General features: G+C 60.2%; 19 protein-coding genes, 1 tRNA gene and 3 pseudogenes. 11 read left to right on the top strand and 12 right to left on the bottom strand.

Annotation, left to right across the window (positions count from 1 at the left end):
• Positions 1-27 precede the first annotated feature (27 nt).
• On the bottom strand, positions 28-609 hold the full coding sequence (locus tag RS887_RS18305) for a hypothetical protein (RefSeq protein WP_322616435.1): 582 nt from the start codon (positions 607-609) through the stop codon (positions 28-30).
• Positions 610-723: 114 nt separating this feature from the next.
• Positions 724-1,152 (bottom strand): hypothetical protein, encoded by a 429-nt coding sequence (locus tag RS887_RS18300; RefSeq protein WP_322616818.1) that lies wholly within the window; start codon positions 1,150-1,152, stop codon positions 724-726.
• A gap of 307 nt (positions 1,153-1,459) precedes the next feature.
• Here RS887_RS18300 and RS887_RS18295 point away from each other — a divergent pair.
• Positions 1,460-1,534 (top strand) — tRNA-Gln (locus RS887_RS18295).
• Between the two features lie 277 nt (positions 1,535-1,811).
• Positions 1,812-2,240, top strand: coding sequence for a TOBE domain-containing protein (locus tag RS887_RS18290; RefSeq protein WP_322616434.1), 429 nt, complete (start codon positions 1,812-1,814; stop codon positions 2,238-2,240).
• An 85-nt stretch (positions 2,241-2,325) separates the two neighbouring features.
• Here the strand turns inward: RS887_RS18290 and RS887_RS18285 are convergent, their stop codons facing one another.
• Positions 2,326-2,988 carry a glutathione S-transferase family protein gene (locus RS887_RS18285; RefSeq protein ID WP_322616433.1) on the bottom strand — a complete coding sequence of 221 codons (663 nt, stop codon included), beginning with the start codon at positions 2,986-2,988 and terminating at the stop codon, positions 2,326-2,328.
• Between the two features lie 108 nt (positions 2,989-3,096).
• On the opposite strand from RS887_RS18285, the pseudogene RS887_RS18280 reads away from it, so the two are divergent.
• The 5 genes and pseudogenes from RS887_RS18280 to RS887_RS18260 form a co-directional block, all read left to right on the top strand.
• Positions 3,097-3,318: pseudogene (locus tag RS887_RS18280) on the top strand (proline/glycine betaine ABC transporter permease); the annotation flags it as partial.
• Between the two features lie 154 nt (positions 3,319-3,472).
• A complete protein-coding gene (locus tag RS887_RS18275) occupies positions 3,473-4,486 on the top strand; it encodes a GlxA family transcriptional regulator (RefSeq protein WP_322616432.1) in 1,014 nt (337 codons plus the stop codon).
• 19 nt (positions 4,487-4,505) lie between these two features.
• Positions 4,506-4,757, top strand: coding sequence for an aldehyde dehydrogenase family protein (locus RS887_RS18270; RefSeq protein ID WP_416339982.1), 252 nt, complete (start codon positions 4,506-4,508; stop codon positions 4,755-4,757).
• 12 nt (positions 4,758-4,769) lie between these two features.
• Positions 4,770-5,702 carry a GlxA family transcriptional regulator gene (locus RS887_RS18265; RefSeq protein ID WP_322616431.1) on the top strand — a complete coding sequence of 311 codons (933 nt, stop codon included), beginning with the start codon at positions 4,770-4,772 and terminating at the stop codon, positions 5,700-5,702.
• 103 nt (positions 5,703-5,805) lie between these two features.
• Positions 5,806-6,779: pseudogene (locus RS887_RS18260) on the top strand (nitrilase-related carbon-nitrogen hydrolase).
• 68 nt (positions 6,780-6,847) lie between these two features.
• Here RS887_RS18260 and RS887_RS18255 read toward each other — a convergent pair.
• Complete coding sequence (locus RS887_RS18255; RefSeq protein ID WP_322616430.1) at positions 6,848-7,354, bottom strand: DoxX family protein; 507 nt, start codon at positions 7,352-7,354, stop codon at positions 6,848-6,850.
• Positions 7,355-7,676: 322 nt separating this feature from the next.
• The gene (locus RS887_RS18250; protein ID WP_322616429.1) at positions 7,677-8,927 is read right to left on the bottom strand and encodes an IS256 family transposase; all 1,251 of its coding nucleotides are present in this window, start codon (positions 8,925-8,927) and stop codon (positions 7,677-7,679) included.
• A gap of 180 nt (positions 8,928-9,107) precedes the next feature.
• On the opposite strand from RS887_RS18250, the gene RS887_RS18245 reads away from it, so the two are divergent.
• Positions 9,108-10,610, top strand: coding sequence for an aldehyde dehydrogenase family protein (locus RS887_RS18245; RefSeq protein WP_322616428.1), 1,503 nt, complete (start codon positions 9,108-9,110; stop codon positions 10,608-10,610).
• Positions 10,611-10,671: 61 nt separating this feature from the next.
• Here RS887_RS18245 and RS887_RS18240 read toward each other — a convergent pair whose 3' ends face one another.
• Both RS887_RS18240 and cynS read right to left on the bottom strand, forming a co-directional pair.
• Entirely contained in the window at positions 10,672-11,331 is a 660-nt protein-coding gene (locus RS887_RS18240; RefSeq protein WP_322616427.1) for a carbonic anhydrase, read from the bottom strand.
• A 62-nt stretch (positions 11,332-11,393) separates the two neighbouring features.
• On the bottom strand, positions 11,394-11,861 hold the full coding sequence (gene cynS / locus RS887_RS18235; protein ID WP_322616426.1) for a cyanase: 468 nt from the start codon (positions 11,859-11,861) through the stop codon (positions 11,394-11,396).
• Positions 11,862-11,984: 123 nt separating this feature from the next.
• On the opposite strand from cynS, the gene cynR reads away from it, so the two are divergent.
• Positions 11,985-12,866, top strand: coding sequence for a transcriptional regulator CynR (gene cynR / locus RS887_RS18230; RefSeq protein WP_322616425.1), 882 nt, complete (start codon positions 11,985-11,987; stop codon positions 12,864-12,866).
• A gap of 202 nt (positions 12,867-13,068) precedes the next feature.
• Here cynR and RS887_RS18225 read toward each other — a convergent pair whose 3' ends face one another.
• The 3 genes from RS887_RS18225 to RS887_RS18215 all read right to left on the bottom strand — a co-directional run bounded on the left by RS887_RS18225 (position 13,069) and on the right by RS887_RS18215 (position 16,549).
• Complete coding sequence (locus RS887_RS18225) at positions 13,069-13,398, bottom strand: hypothetical protein (protein WP_043302583.1); 330 nt, start codon at positions 13,396-13,398, stop codon at positions 13,069-13,071.
• A gap of 523 nt (positions 13,399-13,921) precedes the next feature.
• A complete protein-coding gene (locus RS887_RS18220) occupies positions 13,922-14,425 on the bottom strand; it encodes a GNAT family N-acetyltransferase (RefSeq protein WP_322616424.1) in 504 nt (167 codons plus the stop codon).
• 174 nt (positions 14,426-14,599) lie between these two features.
• Entirely contained in the window at positions 14,600-16,549 is a 1,950-nt protein-coding gene (locus RS887_RS18215; RefSeq protein WP_322616423.1) for a DNA topoisomerase III, read from the bottom strand.
• A 336-nt stretch (positions 16,550-16,885) separates the two neighbouring features.
• Between RS887_RS18215 and RS887_RS18210 the strand changes: the two genes are divergently transcribed.
• A complete protein-coding gene (locus RS887_RS18210; RefSeq protein ID WP_008021151.1) occupies positions 16,886-17,254 on the top strand; it encodes a DUF427 domain-containing protein in 369 nt (122 codons plus the stop codon).
• A gap of 87 nt (positions 17,255-17,341) precedes the next feature.
• Here the strand turns inward: RS887_RS18210 and RS887_RS18205 are convergent, their stop codons facing one another.
• Positions 17,342-18,964 (bottom strand): MFS transporter, encoded by a 1,623-nt coding sequence (locus RS887_RS18205; protein WP_322616422.1) that lies wholly within the window; start codon positions 18,962-18,964, stop codon positions 17,342-17,344.
• 76 nt (positions 18,965-19,040) lie between these two features.
• On the opposite strand from RS887_RS18205, the pseudogene RS887_RS18200 reads away from it, so the two are divergent.
• Positions 19,041-19,163 (top strand): annotated as a pseudogene (locus RS887_RS18200) (outer membrane lipoprotein carrier protein LolA); the annotation flags it as partial.
• Positions 19,164-19,179: 16 nt separating this feature from the next.
• On the opposite strand, the gene RS887_RS18195 reads toward RS887_RS18200, so the two are convergent.
• Positions 19,180-20,826 carry a GMC family oxidoreductase gene (locus RS887_RS18195; RefSeq protein ID WP_322616421.1) on the bottom strand — a complete coding sequence of 549 codons (1,647 nt, stop codon included), beginning with the start codon at positions 20,824-20,826 and terminating at the stop codon, positions 19,180-19,182.
• Positions 20,827-20,916 lie beyond the last annotated feature (90 nt).

Below are 20,916 nucleotides of genomic sequence, written 5' to 3'. Positions count from 1 at the left end.
CGCCGCAACGGCGCGCTCACCTGTTGTTCAAAACCCGGTGTATTTGAAGTAAATGAATGCCACGGCAACTGCCAGACCAAACGCTGCCAGAGCTTTTGCATGTGCAGTGGCCTGCAGTTCGCCCGACGCTTGTTCATGGGGTTGCGAGTACGCGGTGGCGTTTTGGCGGCGCTGCAGAATGGCCCGCCAGGTGTAACCCAATCCAGTCAGCAGCGAAATGGCCATCAGGCCGAGGATCAGCCAACGCATCGTTGCCGGCTTTTTAGCGGCGGCCAGGCTGTTCTCGTATTCACAGGCCGCGCTCCCGAACTCCAGGACAGAAATGGGTTGGTAGACCGTCGAGGGCTGCTGCGCATCACTGTGCGTCACCGCCATTTGTTCCAGGTCCAGTGCCTGATACTTCCAGAGTGTCATCGACCCTTCCCGGCAGTAGGTGAACGCAGCGGGGCTGGAAGCGCCGATGATGCACGCGTCGTCGATACCGATTTTTTTCAGGGTTTCCATTGCAGACCGTGTGAAGTCCATTTCGAGGACCGGAATGACGCAGTTGGCAGACACCGCGACCGACACCAGCAGGCACGCCATGGCGCAGAGGGTTGATGTTTTCAAGGTCGAGACCCCCTCGTTTTTTGCAGGATTTTTGTTAAAAACGCGGAGTCTGGTTGCAAGCTGCTTTTGCTGAAGTCTAGACGCTGGCGACAAATCTGGCGCTGGCGGTCGACATTATTCACAGGACTCGGCGACGGCTTTTTCAGCGCGTTTGAGTTCCTGTTTGACGTCGGTGGGGATGCGTTGCTTCTTGAGTTCCTGACCGAGGAAGGGTTGCTCGCCCCGGGACTGGACCTCGGCGTCTTCGGCCGTTATCTGCGCTTCGATAGTCGCGGAGTGCTTGTCGATGACGGCATCGACCTCGGCTTCATTCCTGGCGGTATCGAGTGCCAGGACCAACTGGCCGGCCTCGGCTTTTTCGGCTTCGACATAGGCTTCGACCGTCAACTCGGAGGCCAGCGCCCGCGCCTGGATTTCCAGCCTGTCGAGATGCTCCCGGGTGGCCTTGCAGACCGCTTCCTGTCGCTGGCTCTGGATGTGTTCCCAGGTGTTCAACCCATAAATCGCCGCCCCGACCACCAGGAGGGTTGCAGCGGTACCCATTAGTTTGCCTTTCACATTTGGCGCCCTCAGATTGCAAGGGGAAGGGTGTTGCGCAAACGATTCCTTATTCCATTCGGGAAAAGCGTAGCAGACCTGGTCGGGCTGAACCTGTGTCGATCACTTGCCTCAACACTAAGCATCTGTTTTAAAAAACAAATTGTTTTGTTGGGGCTTCCCAGACGAGACAAAAGTTGGTAAATTTGCGCCCACTCTTGCAGCAGCCCTCAGGGAGCCTGACACGCAAGAAGGCAACAGGTCCTGTTGCCACTCAAGAAAGCGAGTGCCAGGCACTCATCGCAACAGATACAGGGGCGTCGCCAAGCGGTAAGGCAGCAGGTTTTGATCCTGCCATGCGTTGGTTCGAATCCAGCCGCCCCTGCCATTTTCTTCCTGCACAATCCGATAACACTCGAACGGCGGTTATTATTCGTCGATTCGCTGTTTTTCTGCGTTCGTTATTCATTTCCCGGATGTTCCCTGCCAGCCAGCGTCCAGCCAAGGCTCGCGGGCGTCCTTTTGGCGCGTTTCATGAAGACCTTTCGGACTGACCTGGCCATCCGTCACTGAACCATCGCAGCGCTGTAGTTGTTTCTACACAGCGCTTACACTGATGATGCCGGCCGTTTCCTAACTTCAAAGTCAAGAAAAGGACGCTTCACATGAAAGTCAGTGCACGCAACGTATTCAAAGGCAAAGTCAGCCAGGTCCAGCCAGGCGCGGTCAACGCCGAAGTGGTTCTGACCCTGGCGGGCGGTGAGCAACTGGTTGCCGTCGTCACCATGGAAAGCATCAAGAGCCTGGGCATCGCCGTCGGCAAAGAAGCCGTTGCGCTGATCAAGGCGCCCTGGGTGATGTTGATGACCGAGTCGAGCGACATTCGCCTGTCGGCGCGTAACTGCCTGGAAGGCAACGTACTGAGCGTTACCGATGGCGCGGTCAACGCAGAGGTGGTCATCGAGCTGGCCGGCGGTTCGAAGGTCTATTCGATCGTCACCCGCGATGCTGTGGCAGAGCTGGGTCTGGCAACCGGCGTCAGCGCCACGGCCGTGATCAAGGCTTCCCATATCATCCTGGGCGTTCCGGCCTGATCAGACGCAAGCGTTCGTTATTGATCCCCGTGATCCATTTCCTGATGGACCACGGGGATTTTTCGTTTTCGCCTCCCAATCATCACTACCGAAACCGTTGTGGAATGGCCTCGGCGAACGGGTACATGGAAAAGTACGGTCTCGCCTCGTCGATCACCCGTTTGACCGAAGGCCTCTGGATCAACCTGTCGAAATAAGCACTCAAGCGATGATGCTCGTCGGGAAACGGCACGAGGGTGCTGGCATAGAACAGCGCCGGGGCAGCGGCACAGTCGGCCATGCTGAACGCCGGGCTGGCGGCCCAGGCGTTTGCGCTCAACTGACGTTCAAGCATGCCGTACGCCGTTGTCAGCGCGGCGCGTTCGCGGGTCAGGTCGCCGTTGGAGGCGTTCATCCGGTCGGCGACGATTTTCTGCATCGGCACCTGGACGTTCAGGTCGAAAAAACGATCCCACAGGCGTACTTCCAGCGCGGTATCCCAATCTTCAGGAATCAGGCACAGGTGGCCGGCCTGGTGGTGGTCCAGGTACTCGATGATCACACTCGACTCGGCTACGTTCCGTTGGCGGTCGTGATCGCGGATCACCGGAAATTTGCAGAGTGGCCAAAGTGCTTGCAGCTCGGCCCGGTCAGCCTCGTTGCCCAGGTCGATGATCCTTCTTTCAAACTCGATTTCCAGTTCATAGAGCGCGATCAGCGCTTTGTGGCAGAACGACGAGAGCGGATGGAAATACAGAGTCAGCGGCATGTTCCTTTCCTCGGCGAAGGGGGAGGCCCGTGCAGTATCGACCCAGGTTCGCGTCGGTGCGAGGCGGTTCGTCAGGTGGCGGTGATCTCGGTGGCGATTGCCTTTCCTCTGGACGGACTCAACCAATGCATCCTGCTGTCCCTGGCGATGGTAGTGTTGGCGGGGTTGGTCGGCGCCGGCGGGCCTGGCGCGGAAGTCACCCGTGGCCTGACCCGAATGGAGATGGGCCTGCGACTTCGCGCCGGGTTGGCGATCGTGGCGGTGGCATTGCTGCTCGATCGTTTGTCACGCGGTGCGTTGCAGCGCCATTCCCCGCGCAAACTGGTTTAAGGACAAAAGACTGGCTTGCCCAAGGCTTTCAACTTGCGTAAACAGTGCAGGCGCCGAATGTCCGGCGCCAGGGGATACAGGTTTTCAGGTCGGGAGTGACAGGTATCAAAGCGCTATTTCACAGGTTCGTCGACAGGACGAAGCGAGGCGAGCGTTGGTAGAGCGACGTCAGTTCAGTGGAGCGATGAAAGGCAAGAACCTTCGCTTCCTCAAGGAGCATGAAGGCCAATCCGTTCTGCAGGCGCGGGCAGGTTTCCTGTTGCTGGAGCATTTCTCGCTGCCGGCGTTTACCCAGGCGCTGGATACGGTCGTGACGGCCAACCTGTTGCGGCCGGAGCTGTTTTCAACGAAAACCTTTGGCCTGAAGGACGCAGAGGTGATCAGCGATCTGGGGTTGGTCATCCGTCCCGACGCCTGCCTGAGCCATGCCGAGATTCAGAACCTGGACCTGCTGGTGGTCTGTGGCGGATACCGCACCCATCTGCACGCCGACGAGACATTGATCAACCTGCTGCAAGACGCGGCGGAGCAGGGCGTTACCCTGGCTGGCGTTTGGAACGGCGCGTGGTTTCTCGGGCGCGCCGGTTTGCTCGAGGGTTATCGCTGTGCGATTCACCCGGAACACCGCCCGGCACTGGCGGAAATTGCCAAACTGACCCAGGTGACCAGCGAAGCCTACGTGGTCGATCGTGACCGCCTGACAGCGTCGAGCCCGACGGGGACGTTCTATATGGCCCTGGAGTGGATCAGGGGGCTGTACGACAAGGCGCTGACCGATGGCATCGAAGACATTCTGGCGTTTGAGGCTTCACGCTACCGGCGCATCAAGCCGTCGCTGAATGTCTCGGTCAGTGGTCCGCTCAAGGAGGTGGTCAACCTGATGGACGCCAATCTGGAGGAACCGCTGGAAATGGAGACGCTGTGCCTCTACGCAGGGCGCTCTCGCCGGCAGATCGAGCGTCTGTTCAAGGAGCAGTTGGGCACCACGCCGCAGCGCTATTACATGGACTTGCGCATCACCGAGGCGCGGCGCTTGCTGCAGCACACCACGCTGACCATCGTTGAAGTCTCGGTCGCCTGTGGTTTCGTTTCTCCCAGCCACTTCAGCAAGTGCTACAGCTCTTATTTTGGCTATCGGCCGTCCAGGGAAACCAGGCTGGTCAAGTAAGCCGCTGATCAACTGGAAAATGGGCAGCCCGCTGGACCCGGAAAACCGCATCGGTTTCATGGTCAGCCAGGCGCACTTCGAGAAAGTCCGCTCGTATCTCGAGCAGGCCGGCGTGGAAAAACTGCGCGTTGTTTTCGGTGGTCATACCGAGGGCGAGATCTTTGTCGAGCCGACGGTCTTTGATGGCGGTCGGCGTCACCCTGATTTGCGCTGCGGGCAGTTCGGGTTAGAGTGCAGATTCTGGCCTGTTTGTCAGGCATGCCACGTTTAGGGTCATTGCGCCATGCACCAGATCGGACTCATTGTTTACCCCGGTTTTCAGGTTCTGGGCCTGGCCATATGTGCCGCCTTCGAGTTGGCCAACAACGCCGCAGATGAGCCGTTGTACAGCATTGCGTTATTGTCCGAGCCGGGTGGCCTGGTGCAGACGTCCGCCGGTTTCGGTGTGCAGACCGAAGCGTTCGACCAGCGCTCGTTCGATACGCTGCTGGTCATGGGCGACAACCTGATTCGCCCGACCACGCCGGGCATGCTGGCGTTTTTGCGCCGCGCCAGCCACGGTACCCGGCGCCTGGGCTCGATTTGCACCGGTGCGAATGCGTTGGCGGAGGCCGGTTTGCTCGACGGTCGGCGGGCGACTACCCACTGGGCGCATGTGCCGGCCTTTCGCAAGGCGTACCCGAACGTGAAGGTCGAGGAAGACCGGATCTTCATCAACGATGGCCACCTGTGGACGGCGGCGGGCATGAGCGCGTGCGTGGACCTGGCATTGGCCTTGGTGGAGATGGATCTGGGCGCCGAGGTTGCCCGCAAGGTGGCGCGGCAATTGGTGGTTTACCACCGGCGTTCCGGCGGGCAGTCGCAGTTTTCGGTGATGCTGGAACTGGCCCCCAAGACCGACCGGATACAGGCCGCGTTGAACTACGCCAAGCAGAATCTCAAGTCCGCGCTGACGGTTGAGGAACTGGCCGGCGCGGCCAATCTCAGCCCCCGGCAATTCAGCCGGGTGTTTCATGCCGAAACCGGCCAGTCTCCGGCCAAGGCCATCGAAAACCTGCGGGTCGAGTCGGCCCGGTTGATGATGGAAAGCGGACGGCACTCCATCGATGTCGTGGCGACAGCCACGGGTTTTGGTGACCGGGAACGCATGCGCCGCGCTTTTATACGTGCGTTCGGACAGCCGCCGCAGGTGATTCAGCGGGCCAGTCGGGGGTGATTTTCGCGATGTCCTAAAAGGTGGTGCATATGACATTCATGCCCTTATATTATTGTCGTAATCTGGATCTCGTTGAAACCTTTCCCTCAATGAGATCACCGCCATGAGCCTCGTCAAAGCCGCCGCCGTACAAATCAGCCCCGTTCTTTACAGCCGAGAAGGCACCGTCGACAAAGTGGTGCAGAAGATTCTCGAACTCGGCGAACAGGGCGTGCAATTCGCTGTATTCCCGGAAACCATCGTGCCGTACTACCCGTACTTTTCCTACGTGCAGTCGCCGTTCGAAATGGCCGCCGAACACCTCAAGCTGCTGGACCAGGCGGTCACCGTGCCTTCGGCTGCCACCGACGCCATTGGCGCTGCGGCCAGGCAAGCCGGCATGGTCGTGTCGATCGGCGTCAACGAACGCGATGGCGGCACGCTGTACAACACGCAGCTGTTGTTCGATGCCGACGGCTCGCTGATCCAGCGTCGCCGCAAGATTTCCCCGACCTACCACGAGCGCATGATCTGGGGCATGGGCGACGGCTCCGGCCTGCGGGCCGTCGACAGCGCGGTAGGGCGCATCGGTCAATTGGCCCGCTGGGAGCATTACAACCCGCTGGCCCGTTATGCCTTGATGGCCGATGGTGAGCAGATCCATGCGGCGATGTACCCGGGGTCGTTGCAGGTCCCTTGTTCGCCGCGCAAATGGAAGTCAGCATTCGCCAGCATGCCCTGGAGGCCGCGTGCTTTGTGGTCAACTCCACGGCCTGGTTGCACCCCGAGCAACAGGCGCAGATCATGGCCGACACCGGTTGCGCCATCGGCCCGATCTCCGGTGGTTGCTTTACCGCGATCATCAGCCCGGATGGCTCGGTGCTGGGCTCGTTGCTGGAGGGTGAGGGCGAGGTGATCGCCGACCTCGACATGGGCCTGATCGACAAGCGCAAACGCATGATGGATTCCAGCGGTCACTACAGCCGCCCGGAACTGCTGAGCCTGCTGATTGACCGCACACCTCACACCCATGTGCATGAACGCAGTGCGCATCCGAAGCTGGCCGAAGAGACCGGGCTGGAGGAAGTGATGGGTTAGTTTCAAGGCAAAAAAACAGGGGACTTCATGGAAGTCCCCTTTTGTTTGTCCGCGTTACGGATCTGGTTTCAGCGCCGCCAGAAGAAACGGGTCAGCAGCGCATCGATGCTGAGCTTGCCGGCACCCGACAGCAGCAGCGGCGTGAAGGCCACAAGGTAGATCAATGGCAGTTTGAAGTTGCCGTAACCCTTGTTGCTGATGGCATAGCCTTGGGCAAGTTCACTCAGGGTGTGCCAGTCGGCAGGCCAATGGATGGCGGCGGTTGCGACGAGGGTCACCACCATCAGGCTCAACGCCGAGAAGCGCGTGCCCAGGCCCACCAGCAACGTTATGGAAAAGATCAGTTCGGCCCACATCGACAGCTCCCAGTTCAGCGTCTCGGGAATGTGGTCGAACGGAAACGGGAAGCGCTCCTGGATATCGGCGAACCAGTTCTGGCCGTTGAATTTCTCAAGGCCGGACTCGAAGAATTCCCAGGCGAGGAACACTCGCAACGCCAGGGGGGCAACCCAGTCGCCGGCACGGTCGAGGTTCAGGTGCAGGCCTTTGACGGCCGAAGAAATGGAGGTGCTCATGGACGTTGATCTCTTTCAGGTCAGGGAGGCGGGGCAACGGCATGCCCCGTGAGTTGAGCGCTTTGATCGGCGTGGCCAATCGGCAGGCGTATTTCATCAAGGGGGTGTATCTGCGGTGTGTCGTTGTGGCGGGGTTTTGAGTGCGGGGTGTGTCGGGGGCGGGGTTGTATACATTGAGATACGTGACGATGAGATTTTCATCCACTGCACAACCAGGGTGGGAGCGGGCTTGCTCGCGAAGACGGCGTGTCTGTTTCGGTGATGGTGCCTGACACACCGTATTCGCGGGGGTGTACTGAATTCTGTGTAAACGGGGTTGCTGTTAATCCTGCAAAAGCCTGTCTTCGAACTGGATACTGAACCTGTTCAAGGCCCCCGCCCAGTCCCTGATTGGCATTGTCCACTTCTTGCTGATGTTGTTCAGCGCCAGATAAAAGAGCTTCATTACCGCATCGTCAGTCGGGAATGAGGCTCTGCTTTTGGTGACCTTGCGCAAGCTCATGTTGATCGACTCGATGGCGTTGGTGGTGTAAATCACCCTGCGGATCTCCGGTGGATAATCGAACAGGGGGATGACTCTCGCCCAGTTTTTGCGCCATGACTGGCTGATCAGAGGGTATCGATCATCCCACTTGGCCTCGAAGTCGGTCAGCTTTTGCTCGGCCATTTCAACGGTCGTCGAGCGGTAGATGAGTTTGAGGTCAGCGGCGGCCTCGCGCTGATACTTGTAGGACACGAACTTCAGACTGTTGCGCACCATGTGCACGATGCACAGTTGAACCGATGCTTGCGGATAGACCACTTCGATGGCTTCAGGGAAGCCCTTGAGCCCATCTACGCAGGCAATGAAAATGTCCTTTACCCCGCGGGTTTTAAGCTCTGTAACGACTTGCAGCCAGAACTTGGCGCCTTCCGTCTGGGCGATCCACAGCCCTAACACCTCTTTGCGACCGTCCATGTTGACGCCAATGGCCAGGTAAACCGCTTTGGTTCTGACTGCGCCACTGTCGCGCACTTTGACGTGAATGCAATCGAGGTAAAGGATCGGGTAGAGCTCGTCCAGAGGGCGCGACTGCCAGACCTTGACCTCTTCACTGACCGCGTCGGTGATCGCCGAGATGAGGCTGGGAGAGACCTCGGTTCCATACATTTCCTCCAGATGTCCCTGGATTTCCCGAACAGTCATTCCACGGGCGTAGAGTGAAATCACCTTGTCATCGAAGCCGGTCCAGCGTGTCTGGTGCTTGGAAATCAGCTGGGGCTCGAACATACCCTGACGGTCACGGGGAATCTCCAGCGGTAGCTCGCCAAAATCGCCCTTGAGCGTCTTGCCGCTATGGCCGTTGCGTGCATTTCCTTCTGCATTGGTCACCGCTGCGCTTTTGTCATGACCCAGGTGTTCGGTCATTTCAGCTTCCAGGGCGCGCTCGACAAGCATCTTGGTGAGCTGCTTAAGCAAGCCATTTTCGCCGATCAAATCCTCAGGCTTTCGGTAATTGGCCAACAGACTGTCGGCCAGCCTCACCAGCTCAGGGTCGGGTTTGACTCGTTTGGTGCGCTTTGGCTCGGTCATTGAAACTCCTTGGGAAAGGCAGTGTGCGCCTAATGACCGTTTACACAAACCTCAGTACACCCTCGTATTCGCGAGCAAGCCCGCTCCCACAGGAGATCACCGGTCGCCGGCCGGAAACGTGACGCTCCAGGGAATTTGCTATACATTTTCCGACCGCCCATTGCATGGTGTAACCGCTTCATGTCTCTTGCGCTCGAACGTCTAGTCGCTGGCACGCCCATCCCTTTCGCCGGTAACCGTGTCACTGTCGTCAGCCCCGAGCTGGCGCAGCGCTTCCAGCCCGGTGACCACCTGCTGGTGGAGCAGGTCAGCGGCGAGTTGCTGCTGATCCCCGTGGCGGACCAGCAAGCGGCCAGCGTCGCGATCGAGCGTGCCGAAGCGGCGTTTACCGCGCTGTCGGCTGTGTCTGATCAAGCGATCAGCGCCTTCTTCGACCTGTTTGCCCAACGCCTGGAAACCCCGGAATGCTGGGCGTTGATCGAAGCCGCCAACCTGGCCGACATCGAACGGGCCAAGGCGCGCGGTCGCTCGACCACCCGGTTGCTGGCCGATGAGCGCATGCGTCGCGACATGATCGCCGGCCTGCGCGCGTGGCGTGATGCAGCGGCCAGCCGTGGCAAGGTGATCAGCTGTGTCGAACACGATGGCTGGAAAGTCGAGCAAGTGGTCTCGCCGTTGGGCATCGTCGCGTTCGTCTTCGAAGGCCGGCCGAATGTGTTTGCCGATGCCGCCGGTGTGTTGCGCACCGGCAACACCGCTGTGCTGCGCATCGGGAGTGATGCGTTGGGCACGGCCCAGGCGATCGTCAGCCATGCGCTGAACCCTGCGCTGAGCGACGCCGGCTTGCCGGTCGGTGCCGTGTCGCTGGTGGAAAGTGTCAACCACGCCGCCGGTTGGGCGATGTTCGCCGACCGGCGCCTGTCATTGGCGGTGGCCCGCGGTTCGGGCCGCGCCGTCAGCCAGTTGGGCAGCATCGCGCAACAGGCCGGCACGGCAGTCAGCCTGCACGGCACCGGTGGCGCCTGGCTGATCGCCGATGCCGCTGCCGACGCCCAACGCTTTGCCGCGGTGGTGCGCAACTCTCTGGACCGTAAGGTCTGCAACACCCTGAACGTCTGCCTGATTCACCGCGACCGCGCCGCTGAACTGGTTCCGCTGTTCCTCGACGCACTCCAGCAGGCCGGCACCGCGCGGGGTCAGGGCTGCAAGCTGCACATCGTCGAAGGCAGCGAGTCGCACCTGCCGCCAGACTGGCTGGCTGCAACGGTCAAGGTGTACCGCGCCGAAGGCTATCAGACCGAGGCGCAGGCCGAGCCGTTACCGGAAGATCAATTGGGTCGTGAATGGGAGTGGGAAGAAACCCCGGAAGTCAGCCTGAAAATCGTTGACGACCTGGACAGCGCCATTGCCTTGTTCAACCGTTACAGCCCGCAATTCACGGTGTCATTGATCAGCGAAAGTGCAGAGGCGCAGGAGCGCTTCTACAACGCGGTCAACGCGCCTTTTGTCGGCAATGGCATCACCCGTTGGGTCGACGGCCAGTATGCGTTGAACAAGCCGGAACTGGGTCTTTCGAACTGGGAGAGCGGGCGCCTGTTTGCTCGCAGTGCGATTCTCTCGGGCGATGGTGTGTTCACCATTCGCAGCCGCATGACCCAGATCGACCTGGGCGTCAAACGCTGAACTGGCGCAACCAGTGACCGCTGCAAGGGCGGTCACTTTCTTCAACAATCGGCGGTGCTGATCACGCGGCCTTGATCACTTTGGCCGATACGGCACAAGTGTCCGGGTGTTCAACCAGCGACACGAAGCTTCGGCTGTCGGCATCCAGTGCGTCGATCGAACCGGTCTCGATGTCGTACACCCAGCCATGCAGGTTCAAAAGGCCCTTTTCCTGGGCCAGTCGCACGCTCGGGTGCGTCTGGATGTTGGCCAGTTGGGCGATGACGTTTTCCCGAACCATCGAACTGACCTTGGCCGCTTCACTGGCATGTGGCCGGGCTTCGTTGATCACTTTCGCCGACTCGGCGTGTTGCAGCCAGCCGCTGACGGCGGGCAGGTGATCCATGCATTTGCACTTGGCCACCGCCGTCATGGCGCCGCAGTCCGAATGGCCGCAGATCACGATGTCGGTCACGCCGAGCACAGCGACGGCGTATTCGACCGTAGCCGACACACCACCCGGATGCGGACTGTAGGACGGCACGATGTTGCCGGCGTTACGGATCACGAACAGTTCACCGGGCTCTTGTTGGGTCAGCAGTTCCGGCACGACACGGCTGTCGGAACAGGTGATGAACAGCGTGCCCGGATGTTGGGTGGTGGCCAGGTGTTTGAACAGGTCGGTGCGTTGCGGAAAGGCTTCTTTCTGGAACTTCAAGAAACCGTCGATGAGCGCTTTCATGATCGCTTCCTCATGGGATGGGCAGGGTTTGGCCCGCACGGGGCGTGCGGGCCGGTATCGACTTAGAACGGACGCAGGGGCAGGAACTTGCCGTCGAGGGTGATGACGGCGCGGGAGCCGCCTTCCGGATCTTCGACTTTCTTCATGTCGAGCTTGAAGTTGATCGCGCTGATGATGCCGTCGCCGAACTGCTCATGAACCAGGGCTTTGAGGGTGGTGCCGTAGATCTGGATCATTTCGTGGAAGCGGTAGATGGTCGGGTCGGTCGGCACACCTGAGAGGCTGCCGCGCAGCGGGATGATCTGCAGCCGGGCCACGGCGTCGGCGTCCAGTTCGAGTTTGTCGCCGACCACTTTGGCTGCGCTTTCCGGCAGCGGATGTTGACCGAGCAGGGCGGCGGTGACGTAGGCCAGGCTCAATCCGGTGCCGTCGGCCAGGTCCTGCCACGACAGGTTTTTGCGTGCCTTGGCTTCAAGGACAGAAGTGGTCAGGGCCAGGCTTGGGTCGTTGTAGGCATGGGACTGTTGCATGGTGATTCTCCTATCGGGATTGGTGTTGCTTGGGTGTGGGGCCATTTTCTGCCGATCCATCCATAGCGTCCAAGACCGATATACAATGCAAGCCATAAGTGCTGCCTATAGATGGAGAATCCCATGTTGCTTCGACATTTGCGTTACCTGCTGGCGGTGGCCGACCACGGTGGTTTCACGCGCGCTGCCGAAGTGCTGCACGTGTCCCAGCCGACCTTGTCGCAGCAGATCCGCCAACTGGAAGACTCCCTGGGCGTGAGCCTGTTCGACCGCACCTCGCGCACGGTCAGGCCCACCGATGCCGGCGAGGCTTATATTGAATGCGCGCGGCGGGTATTGGTGGAGCTGGAGGCGGGCAAGCGTGCGTTGCACGACGTGAAGGATTTGTCCCGCGGGACCTTGCGTCTGGCCATGACGCCGACCTTCATGGCCTATCTGGTCGGGCCGCTGGTGCGCGACTACGTGGCGCGTTACCCGAACATCCACCTGGAGATTTTCGAGTTGTCGATGGACGAAATCGAGGCCGGGCTGGCGGATGATTCGCTGGATATCGCGATTGCGTTCGATCAGGTGAGAAGCGCCGACATCGAATCGATCCCGGCTTTTACCGAAACCCTGGGGTTGATGGTTGGGCGGGATCATCCGCTATACGAACATCAGGACGCGTTGTCCGTCGAAGAGGTGGCTCAGCTTGAGTTTGCGCTGCTGACCCCGGACTACATCACCCGCACGTGCATCGACGAGTATTTCGCTCAGGTGCACATCACGCCCAAAGTGGCGATTGAAGTGAACTCGGTCAACACGCTGCTGGAAGTCATCCGGCATTGCGCCATCGCCACCATCCTGCCGGAACCCATCGCCACCCAGGATCGGGCATTGCGCAAACTGTCCATGCGGGGCGCAGCGCCTGAGCGCGGGGCCGCGTTGCTTCGGCGCAAGAACAACTACCACAGTGCGGCGTCACTGGCGTTTGTGGATCTGGTGTTGGCTACTGATCGTTCCTGATCACCACAAAACCCTGTAGGAGCCGGCTTGCCGGCGATGGACTCAAGTGCGCCGCGTTTATCCGGTTTACACGCGTTATCGTTAACGACTATCGCTGGCAAGCCAGCTCCTACAAGAGACCGCGTCCTGGTCGAAAAAAAGGCCTGCTCCTTAATTGGGAGCAGGCCTTGTTTTTCAATAAGTCAGTGATGACTCATTTCAATCAGTAGAACCGGTCAATCACCCGAACTTCGTTCTGATTCTGCATCGAGGCCCAGGCCTGTTTCAGGGTTTGCAGAACATTACCGATGAAGTCCTTGTCGGCTGCGGCTTTCTTGCCGACATAGCCCTGGCCGCGACGGTACATCTTCAGTCGGGCGAGCAGGTTCTGGTTGTTCTGGTCGAACTCTGCTTCATGGGCGTGCGGCGACAGGCAGTCGATATGCACCTGGCCACACTTGCTGATCCAGAGAATATGGCTGTCGTGGCTGTCTTTTTTTGCAGCGAACATACGAGCCAGTTCATCGATAGTTGGTTGATTGTTCAGATTCATCATAAAGCCCCTTGACCAATTGGTGATCTTTCAAAGTTGATTCGCTAATACAGGTAGCCCATCGGTTAGTTGATCCCTGGCACCGAAACCAGGACGTCAGCGTTCGACCGCCTTATCGGGCGGGGTCCTGCGTCTGTTGCATGTAGTCGTGTTGAATAACTGCTACGCAATAGCGTCACAACGAAGAGAAGCGGCGAAAACCTTCAGGCCACTGCCGACGCTTTCAGGGTCGGCCACAAGCTTCATGAGGATTGCTCGCCAAGTCTTCTCGCCCTTGTACTGGACGTTCAGGCCAGGTCAGCTTCTTCAATCTGCCTTGTGGGCAGCGTGTATCCGGGAAAAACAGCTCGGCGGTCAGACGAGCTTGCTCAAACGTGTTGCCTGTACTCCCGATCGGGGAGACGTCTGCATCATGCAAGGGCAAAACGGAGGCGTCAACGGTTTTGTAGTGATTATTTTTAGTCACTACATATTGTCGGACAAAGCTGTTCGGAATTAGCGGTGGGAGTCGGGGGCGTGTCGGTCAGGACGACAAAGGCGGACACTCAAAGCGGTAAAAAGTGCAGGGATGGCGGTCAACCACCTGCTGATGCAAGGTGAACCCGCCAACGCAGAGCCCCGGCATCACGGCGGCCCAGAACAGTCGTGCCGGCTGATTCGCCTCGATATGGAAAATCTGCCATTGACCGGGGAATTGGCTCAAGAGGGTGGACACGACAAACCGGGCGACACCCCGGCCACGAAAGCGTCGGCTGACGAACAGATAACCGATGTTGTACTCGGCGCCGGGTAGATGGGTCTGGTTATCCACGGCCACGAAGCCGGCCAGTTCTGCGTCGACCTTGATCAGGAAGGGACGGGTGGCCGGGTTTCGCCAATAGTCCGGCATGGGCAGGATGTTGAAGAAACCGGATTCACCCAGTTTCAACGGCAGCCATTCGCTGAAATCGTAGGTGTAGAACTGCATCAGGTTCTCGATGGTTTCCAGCTCATCGCGTTGGGCGGCGTGCAGTTCTATCGAAGACATTCGAAGTGACTCCTGATTCGGCAGGTGACACGGAACATTATGGCCGGCGATGAACAATCTGTGGCGAGGGAGCTTGCTCCCGCTGGACCGGTCCGCGTTCGGGCGCAGCAGTCCCGTTTTTGGGGCCGCTTTGCGGCCCAACGGGAGCAAGCTCCCTCGCCACAGGCTTCTGTGTCAGGTTTGAGTTTTGCCGGCCGGTTTTGCCCTGCGCTGTGTGCCGCCCGGTTTGCGCTGGGTACTTTTGCGCTTTTTCTTCCATGGGGTTGCGGCGCGTCCGGCGGGCGGTGGACCGCTGATGGTCAGGCTCAGCCCGGCACAGCGGCTGATCTGTTTGCTCATCCACGCCGCCTGTTTGGTGACGAACGCTTCCAGGCTCATTTCCCCGCTTTGCACCATGTCCAGGGCCTGTTCCCAGATCGCCGTGGTGCCCGGATCGGCGATGGCCCGGGGCACGGCGTCGATCAGGCTGAACGCGGCCGGTGTGGCAGCCAGGGCCTTGCCGTTCTTGACCAGATAACCACGGTCGAGCAGGCCCTGGATGATCGACGCGCGGGTCGCTTCGGTGCCGATGCCGGTGGTGTCCTTGAGCTTTTGCTTGAGCAGCGGGTCTTCCACCAGTTTGGCGACGTTCTTCATGGCCTTGATCAGATCGCCTTCCGTGAACGGCTTCGGCGGTTGCGTCCAGAGGTCCTTGAGTTGCACGCCGACCACTGCGCAATCGATGCCTTCGGCCAGGTTGGGCAGTGCCTGCGGCGCGGGAGCTTCGCGCCCCTTGGCCGGAGCCAGCGCTTCGGGCAGGGCGCGTTTCCAGCCCGGTTCGATGATCTGCTTGCCCACTGCGCGCAGGGCTTCGCCGGCGCAATCGAAGTCGGCCTGGGTGCGGTCGTATTCGTGATTGGGCAGGAACTGCGCCAGATAGCGGGCGCGGATCAGCGTGTAGACCGCGCGCTGTTTTCCCGCCAGTTTGTCGAGGTTCTTCGCCGCAGCAGTGGGGATGATGCCGTGGTGAGCGCTGACCTTGGCATCGTTCCAGGCCCGTGAGCGCCGTTGCGGATCAAGATGATCGTGCAAGGCGTTCAATGCCGGATCGGCCTGGCGCAACGCCGCCAGAATGGCCGGTGCCTCGCTGTGCTGACTGAGGGGCAGGTAACCGCAATCACTGCGCGGATAGGTAATGACTTTGTAGGTTTCGTAGAGCGCCTGGGCGATGTCCAGGGTTTCCTGGGCGCCGAGGCCGAGTTTCTTCGAGCAGACCTCCTGCAGGGTGCCCAGATCGAAGGGCAGTGGGGCCACTTCGCGCATCCGCTCGGTGCGCAGCTTGATCACCCGCGCACTGGCTGCGCCACTCATGGCGGCCGCCGCTTGTTGGGCCAGCGCCTGATTCAGGCAGCGGTCCTGATCGTCGCAAACCTGGGATGCCGCGCGCCATTGCGCCGTGAACGCGGTGCCGTTGTGCAGCAGTTGCACATCGATGGCCCAATAGGGAACGGGCACAAAGTCGGCGATGCTGCGATCGCGATCCACCACCAGGCGCAAGGTCGGCGTTTGCACCCGGCCGACCGGCAACACGCCTTGATAGCCGGACTGGCGTCCCAGCAAGGTGAACAGCCGACTCATGTTCATGCCGATCAGCCAGTCGGCCCGGGAACGCCCCAGGGCCGAGTGATAGAGGCTGAAGGTTTCGTTCCCCGGTTTCAGTGCCGCGAGGGCCTTGCGGATTGACGCATCGTCCAGCGCCGACAGCCAGAGGCGGCGGATCGGCCCGCGATATCGGCAATGCTCCACCAGTTCCCGGGCGATCATCTCGCCCTCGCGGTCGGCGTCCGTGGCAATGATCAGTTCGGACGCTTCACCGAGCAGGCGTTTGACCGCCTTGTACTGGCTGGCGGTGCGCGGCTTGACGGTCATTTTCCACTTTTCGGGAATGATCGGCAGGTCGGCCAGCACCCAACGCTTGTAGCGCGCGTCGTAGGCATCCGGCGGTGCGGTTTCCAGCAGGTGGCCGATGCACCAGGTTACCGTGACGTCTGTTCCCAGCCAGCAGCCATCGCCCCGGCGTTTGGCGCCGAGGACCGCCGCAATGTCTTTGGCCTGGGAAGGTTTTTCACAGAGGTACAGCCGCATAACCACCATCGTCGATCTATGTGCCAGAGGTGCACAGAATGGCGGTTGACGGGCGATCGGGCAATCTTTATCTGTATGGATGTACAGCTTTGTGTGTCGCGACGACTGCCTTGCTCCCGTTCGGCTGCGAAGCAGTCGCTTGGGTGAAACTTGGGTTATACCTGATGAATCGTGGTCTCGGGTTTTGGGGCTGCTGCGCAGCCCATCGCGGGCAAGCCACGCTCCCACACTGTTCTGAGGTGTTGTCGAAAAACTGTGGGAGGGGGCTTGCCCGCGATGAACGTTAATGCGGTATTTCGATTTGCAGGTCCATCACCGTCATGAGGAACGCATTCCATGAAAAGCTCCGGTCCTAGTCCTGTCATCACCATCGCCGAGCAGCCCGGCTGCCTGTTGGTTAAGTTCCACGGAATCCAGGTGGCCGCGTCCTCGCGCGCGCTGGTGTTGCTGGAGGCCAATTACCCACCGGTGTACTACGTGCCGCGAGAGGACATTGACGAGAAGTATTTCGCCCGCACTGATCACACCAGTTATTGCCCGTACAAGGGCGATGCCAGTTATTTCAGTTTGCAGGTCCCGGGTCATGAGGGCGCCAACGCGGTGTGGAGCTACGAGAATCCCAAGGTCTCCGTCAGGCAGATTCAGGAGTACATGGCTTTCTATCCGGATCAAGTGAAATTCGAGGTCATCGAACTCGACGAGTGATTGTCGTTTTCACTGCGACAAAGAAGCCGCGATCTCCTGGCCTCCTGTGGGAGCAAGCTTGCTCCCACAGGTTGTTACTGGCTAGCTTCAGTTTTTATCCAGATCCACGTTACGAGTCTCACGCAGGCAAATCATCCCCACCACCAGGCTCACCCCGGTGATCACCACCGGGTACCACAGCCCGTAGAAGATGTCCCCGGTGTACACCACCAGCGCGAACGATACTGTCGGCAGAAAACCGCCGAACCAGCCGTTGCCGATGTGGTAGGGCAGGGACATCGAGGTGTAGCGGATGCGGGTCGGGAACAGTTCGACCATCAACGCTGCCAGGGGGCCGTAGCACATCGCTGAGATGATGATCAGCGCAACGATCAGCGCGACGATCATCGGTTTGTTGATCTGCTGCATGTCTGCCTGTTTCGGGTAACCGGCGAGGGTCACGGCGCCGCGCAAGGCGGCTTCGTCGAAACCATCGATCTTCACGTCACCGATGCTCACCTGCACGTCACTGCCGGCTGGTGCGACAGCACTGCTGTACGGCAAGCCCTGCTTGACCAGGAAGGTCTTGACCTTGTCGCACGGGCTGTCGAATTTGGCCTTGCCCACCGGGTCGAACTGGAAGGTGCAGGTGGCCGGGTCGGCCATCACGGTGATCGGTGCCTGGCGGCTGGCCTGGTCGATGGCCGGGTTGGCGTAGTGGGCCAGGGTCTTGAAGATCGGGAAGTACAGCGCGGTGGCCAGCAGCAGGCCGATCATCAGTACCGGTTTGCGCCCGACCTTGTCCGACAGCCAGCCAAAGAAAATGAAGAAGGGGGCGCCAATGGTCACGCTGACAATCAGCAAGCCGTTGGCCACCGCCGGGTCCATTTTCAGGAACTGGGTGAGGAAGAACAGCACGTAGAATTGCGCGGCGTAGAAGGTCACCGCTTGCCCGGCATTGATGCTGAACAGCGCGATCAACACGACCTTGAGGTTTTCCCATTTACCGAAGGAGTCGCGAATCGGCTGTTTGCACAGCTTGCCTTCCTCTTTCATTTTCACGAAGGCCGGCGACTCGTGCAGGCTCAGGCGAATCCAGGTCGAGATGCCCAGCAGCACGATGGAAAACAGGAACGGAATACGCCAGCCCCAGACTTCGAACTGATCGCCGGTGAAGTAGCGGCAGCCCAGCACCACCAGCAGCGAGAGCAGCAGGCCCAGGGTCGCGGTGGATTGAATCCAGCTGGTGTGGAAGCCACGCTTGCCGATGGGCGCGTGCTCGGCGACATAGGTCGCGGCACCGCCGTATTCTCCGCCCAGGGCCAGGCCCTGGAGCATGCGCAGCACCACCAGGATGATCGGCGCGGCGATGCCGATGCTGGCGTAGGTCGGCAGCAGCCCGACACAGAACGTCGCCAGGCCCATGAGGACGATGGTGGCGAGAAAGGTGTACTTGCGCCCGATCATGTCCCCCAATCGACCGAACACCAGCGCGCCGAACGGCCGCACGATGAAGCCGGCGGCGAAGGCCATCAGCGCAAAGATGAACGCCGTGGTGTCGTTGACCCCGGCGAAAAACTGCTTGCTGATCACCGCCGCGAGGGCGCCATAGAGGAAAAAGTCGTACCACTCGAAGACCGTCCCGAGGGACGAGGCGAAGATGACTTTCTGGGTTTCCTGACTGGTGCCCGCGCTGCGCACGGCTTCCAGGGATTGAACGTGTTCTGACATACCGGTATCCCTCACAGTGATTGTTTTTGTTGTTCCACTGTCGGCGCCGGCCTTGTGGGCGGGTGCCGCTACTGCCATGTATCGGGTGTACTCGTTACTTGTAGGAGCGAGCCTGCTCGCGATGGTCGTCAACGATGACGTGGGAAACCTGACACCCCGTGGTGCTCTCAGGTTCATCGCGAGCAAGCTCGCTCCTACAGGGGGGCGCACAGGATTCAGGGGTGTGCGATCAGTTCCATTGTCGGTGTGATGCTCCTTGTGGCGGGGTTGAGGATCAGTTGTGCAGCCTTCTCGGCAATCATCAGCGTTGGCGAGCAGGTGTTGCCCGAGGTGATGCGCGGCATGATCGAAGCATCGGCAATGCGCAGACCGGGGATGCCATGGACCTTGAGTTGCGCATCGACCACGGCGTCGGCGTCGTTGCCCATGCGGCAGGTGCCCACCGGATGGAAAATCGTGGTGCCGATCCGCGCGGCGGCTTCGTGCAGTTGCTCTTCGCTTTGCAGGCTGTCGCCGGGCAGGTATTCCACCGGATTGAATGGGCGCAGCGCCGGCGCGCTGACGATGCGCCGGGTCAGGCGAATGGCGTCGGCGGCCACCCGCAGGTCTTGCGGGTGGCTGAGGTAGTTGGGCTGGATCAGTGGTGCTTCTTGCGGGTTGGCCGAGCGGATGTCCACCCGGCCACGGCTTTGCGGGCGCAAATCACAGACCGAGGCGGTGAACGCCGGGAACGCATGCAGCGGTTCGCCAAAGCGCTCCAGCGACAGCGGTTGTACGTGATATTCGAGGTTGGCTGAAGTCTGTTCCGGCCCCGAGCGGGCAAAGGCGCCCAACTGGCTCGGCGCCATGGACAGCGGGCCGCTGCGGTCGTACAGGTAACGCAGACCCATGCCCAGCTTGCCCCACAGGCTGCCGGCAATCTGGTTCAGGGTGCGGGCATTTTCCAGCTTGTAGATCAGCCGCAGCTGCAGGTGATCCTGCAAATTCCCGCCGACACCGGGCAGCTCATGGGTGATGCCAATACCCAGCCGCTCCAGCAGCGGACGCGGGCCGATGCCGGAGCGTTGCAGGATGCCTGGCGAACCGACCGAGCCGGCACAAAGGACAATCTCCTTGCGTGCCTTGAAGGATTTCGCCTGGCCTTGCCAGCGGGCGCTGACCGCAGAGGCGCGGCCATTGTCCAGCAGCACCCGGTCGACTTCGACCCCGGTCAGAACGGTGAGGTTGGGGCGCTGGCGCACCGGCTTGAGAAAAGCCTTGGCCGCGTTCCAGCGGACGCCGGCCTTCTGATTGACCTGGAAGTAACCGCAACCTTCGTTGTCGCCCTGGTTGAAGTCATCGATGCTGGCGATGCCGCTTTGTTCGGCGGCACTGCGGAAGGCGTCGAGAATCGGCCACGACAGGCGCTGGCGTTCGACTCGCCATTCACCCGCGGCACCATGAAATTCGGCGGCGCCGGCAAAGTGGTTTTCGCTCTGCTTGAACAGTGGCAATACGTCCTGCCAGCTCCAGCCGGGGTTGCCGTCGGCGGCCCAGCGGTCGTAGTCAGTGGCCTGGCCGCGCATGTAGATCATGCCGTTGATGGAAGAGCAGCCCCCCAGCACTTTGCCGCGCGGATAGCTCAGGGCGCGACCTTGCAGGCCGCTTTGCGCTTCGGTCTTGAAGCACCAGTCGGTGCGCGGGTTGCCGATGCAGTACAGGTAGCCCACGGGGATGTGAATCCACGCATAATTATCGCGGCCGCCAGCCTCGAGCAGCATTACGCGATGTTGCGCATTGGCCGACAGTCGATTGGCCAGCAGACACCCGGCCGGCCCGGCCCCGACCACGATGTAATCGAATTCATCAAGGGAAGTCTGCATCCCTGACCTCGTTTTGTTGTTCTTGTTGTCTGTCATCCTAGTTGTTAGCTTTCGTCAAAAGAATGTTAGTTTTTGCGCAGCCGCTGTGCG

This window comes from Pseudomonas sp. BIC9C, from assembly GCF_034541995.1.
GTDB classification, from domain to species: domain Bacteria; phylum Pseudomonadota; class Gammaproteobacteria; order Pseudomonadales; family Pseudomonadaceae; genus Aquipseudomonas; species Aquipseudomonas fluorescens_CC.
The sequence above is the reverse complement of the archived record's forward strand: the minus strand, read 5'-3'. Positions and strand labels throughout refer to the sequence as shown.

Excerpts from the sequence above, each read along its gene's own strand:
- RS887_RS18195 (WP_322616421.1), bottom strand. The coding sequence starts at position 20,826 with ATGCAGACTTCCCTTGATGAATTCGATTACATCGTGGTCGGGGCCGGG.
- RS887_RS18255 (WP_322616430.1), bottom strand. The coding sequence starts at position 7,354 with ATGAGCACCTCCATTTCTTCGGCCGTCAAAGGCCTGCACCTGAACCTC.
- RS887_RS18270 (WP_416339982.1), top strand. The coding sequence starts at position 4,506 with ATGGGCAGCCCGCTGGACCCGGAAAACCGCATCGGTTTCATGGTCAGC.
- RS887_RS18205 (WP_322616422.1), bottom strand. The coding sequence starts at position 18,964 with ATGTCAGAACACGTTCAATCCCTGGAAGCCGTGCGCAGCGCGGGCACC.
- RS887_RS18215 (WP_322616423.1), bottom strand. The coding sequence starts at position 16,549 with ATGCGGCTGTACCTCTGTGAAAAACCTTCCCAGGCCAAAGACATTGCG.
- RS887_RS18250 (WP_322616429.1), bottom strand. The coding sequence starts at position 8,927 with ATGACCGAGCCAAAGCGCACCAAACGAGTCAAACCCGACCCTGAGCTG.
- RS887_RS18285 (WP_322616433.1), bottom strand. The coding sequence starts at position 2,988 with ATGCCGCTGACTCTGTATTTCCATCCGCTCTCGTCGTTCTGCCACAAA.
- RS887_RS18265 (WP_322616431.1), top strand. The coding sequence starts at position 4,770 with ATGCACCAGATCGGACTCATTGTTTACCCCGGTTTTCAGGTTCTGGGC.
- cynR (WP_322616425.1), top strand. The coding sequence starts at position 11,985 with ATGTTGCTTCGACATTTGCGTTACCTGCTGGCGGTGGCCGACCACGGT.
- RS887_RS18300 (WP_322616818.1), bottom strand. The coding sequence starts at position 1,152 with ATGGGTACCGCTGCAACCCTCCTGGTGGTCGGGGCGGCGATTTATGGG.
- RS887_RS18240 (WP_322616427.1), bottom strand. The coding sequence starts at position 11,331 with ATGAAAGCGCTCATCGACGGTTTCTTGAAGTTCCAGAAAGAAGCCTTT.
- RS887_RS18290 (WP_322616434.1), top strand. The coding sequence starts at position 1,812 with ATGAAAGTCAGTGCACGCAACGTATTCAAAGGCAAAGTCAGCCAGGTC.
- RS887_RS18210 (WP_008021151.1), top strand. The coding sequence starts at position 16,886 with ATGAAAAGCTCCGGTCCTAGTCCTGTCATCACCATCGCCGAGCAGCCC.
- cynS (WP_322616426.1), bottom strand. The coding sequence starts at position 11,861 with ATGCAACAGTCCCATGCCTACAACGACCCAAGCCTGGCCCTGACCACT.
- RS887_RS18220 (WP_322616424.1), bottom strand. The coding sequence starts at position 14,425 with ATGTCTTCGATAGAACTGCACGCCGCCCAACGCGATGAGCTGGAAACC.
- RS887_RS18225 (WP_043302583.1), bottom strand. The coding sequence starts at position 13,398 with ATGAATCTGAACAATCAACCAACTATCGATGAACTGGCTCGTATGTTC.
- RS887_RS18245 (WP_322616428.1), top strand. The coding sequence starts at position 9,108 with ATGTCTCTTGCGCTCGAACGTCTAGTCGCTGGCACGCCCATCCCTTTC.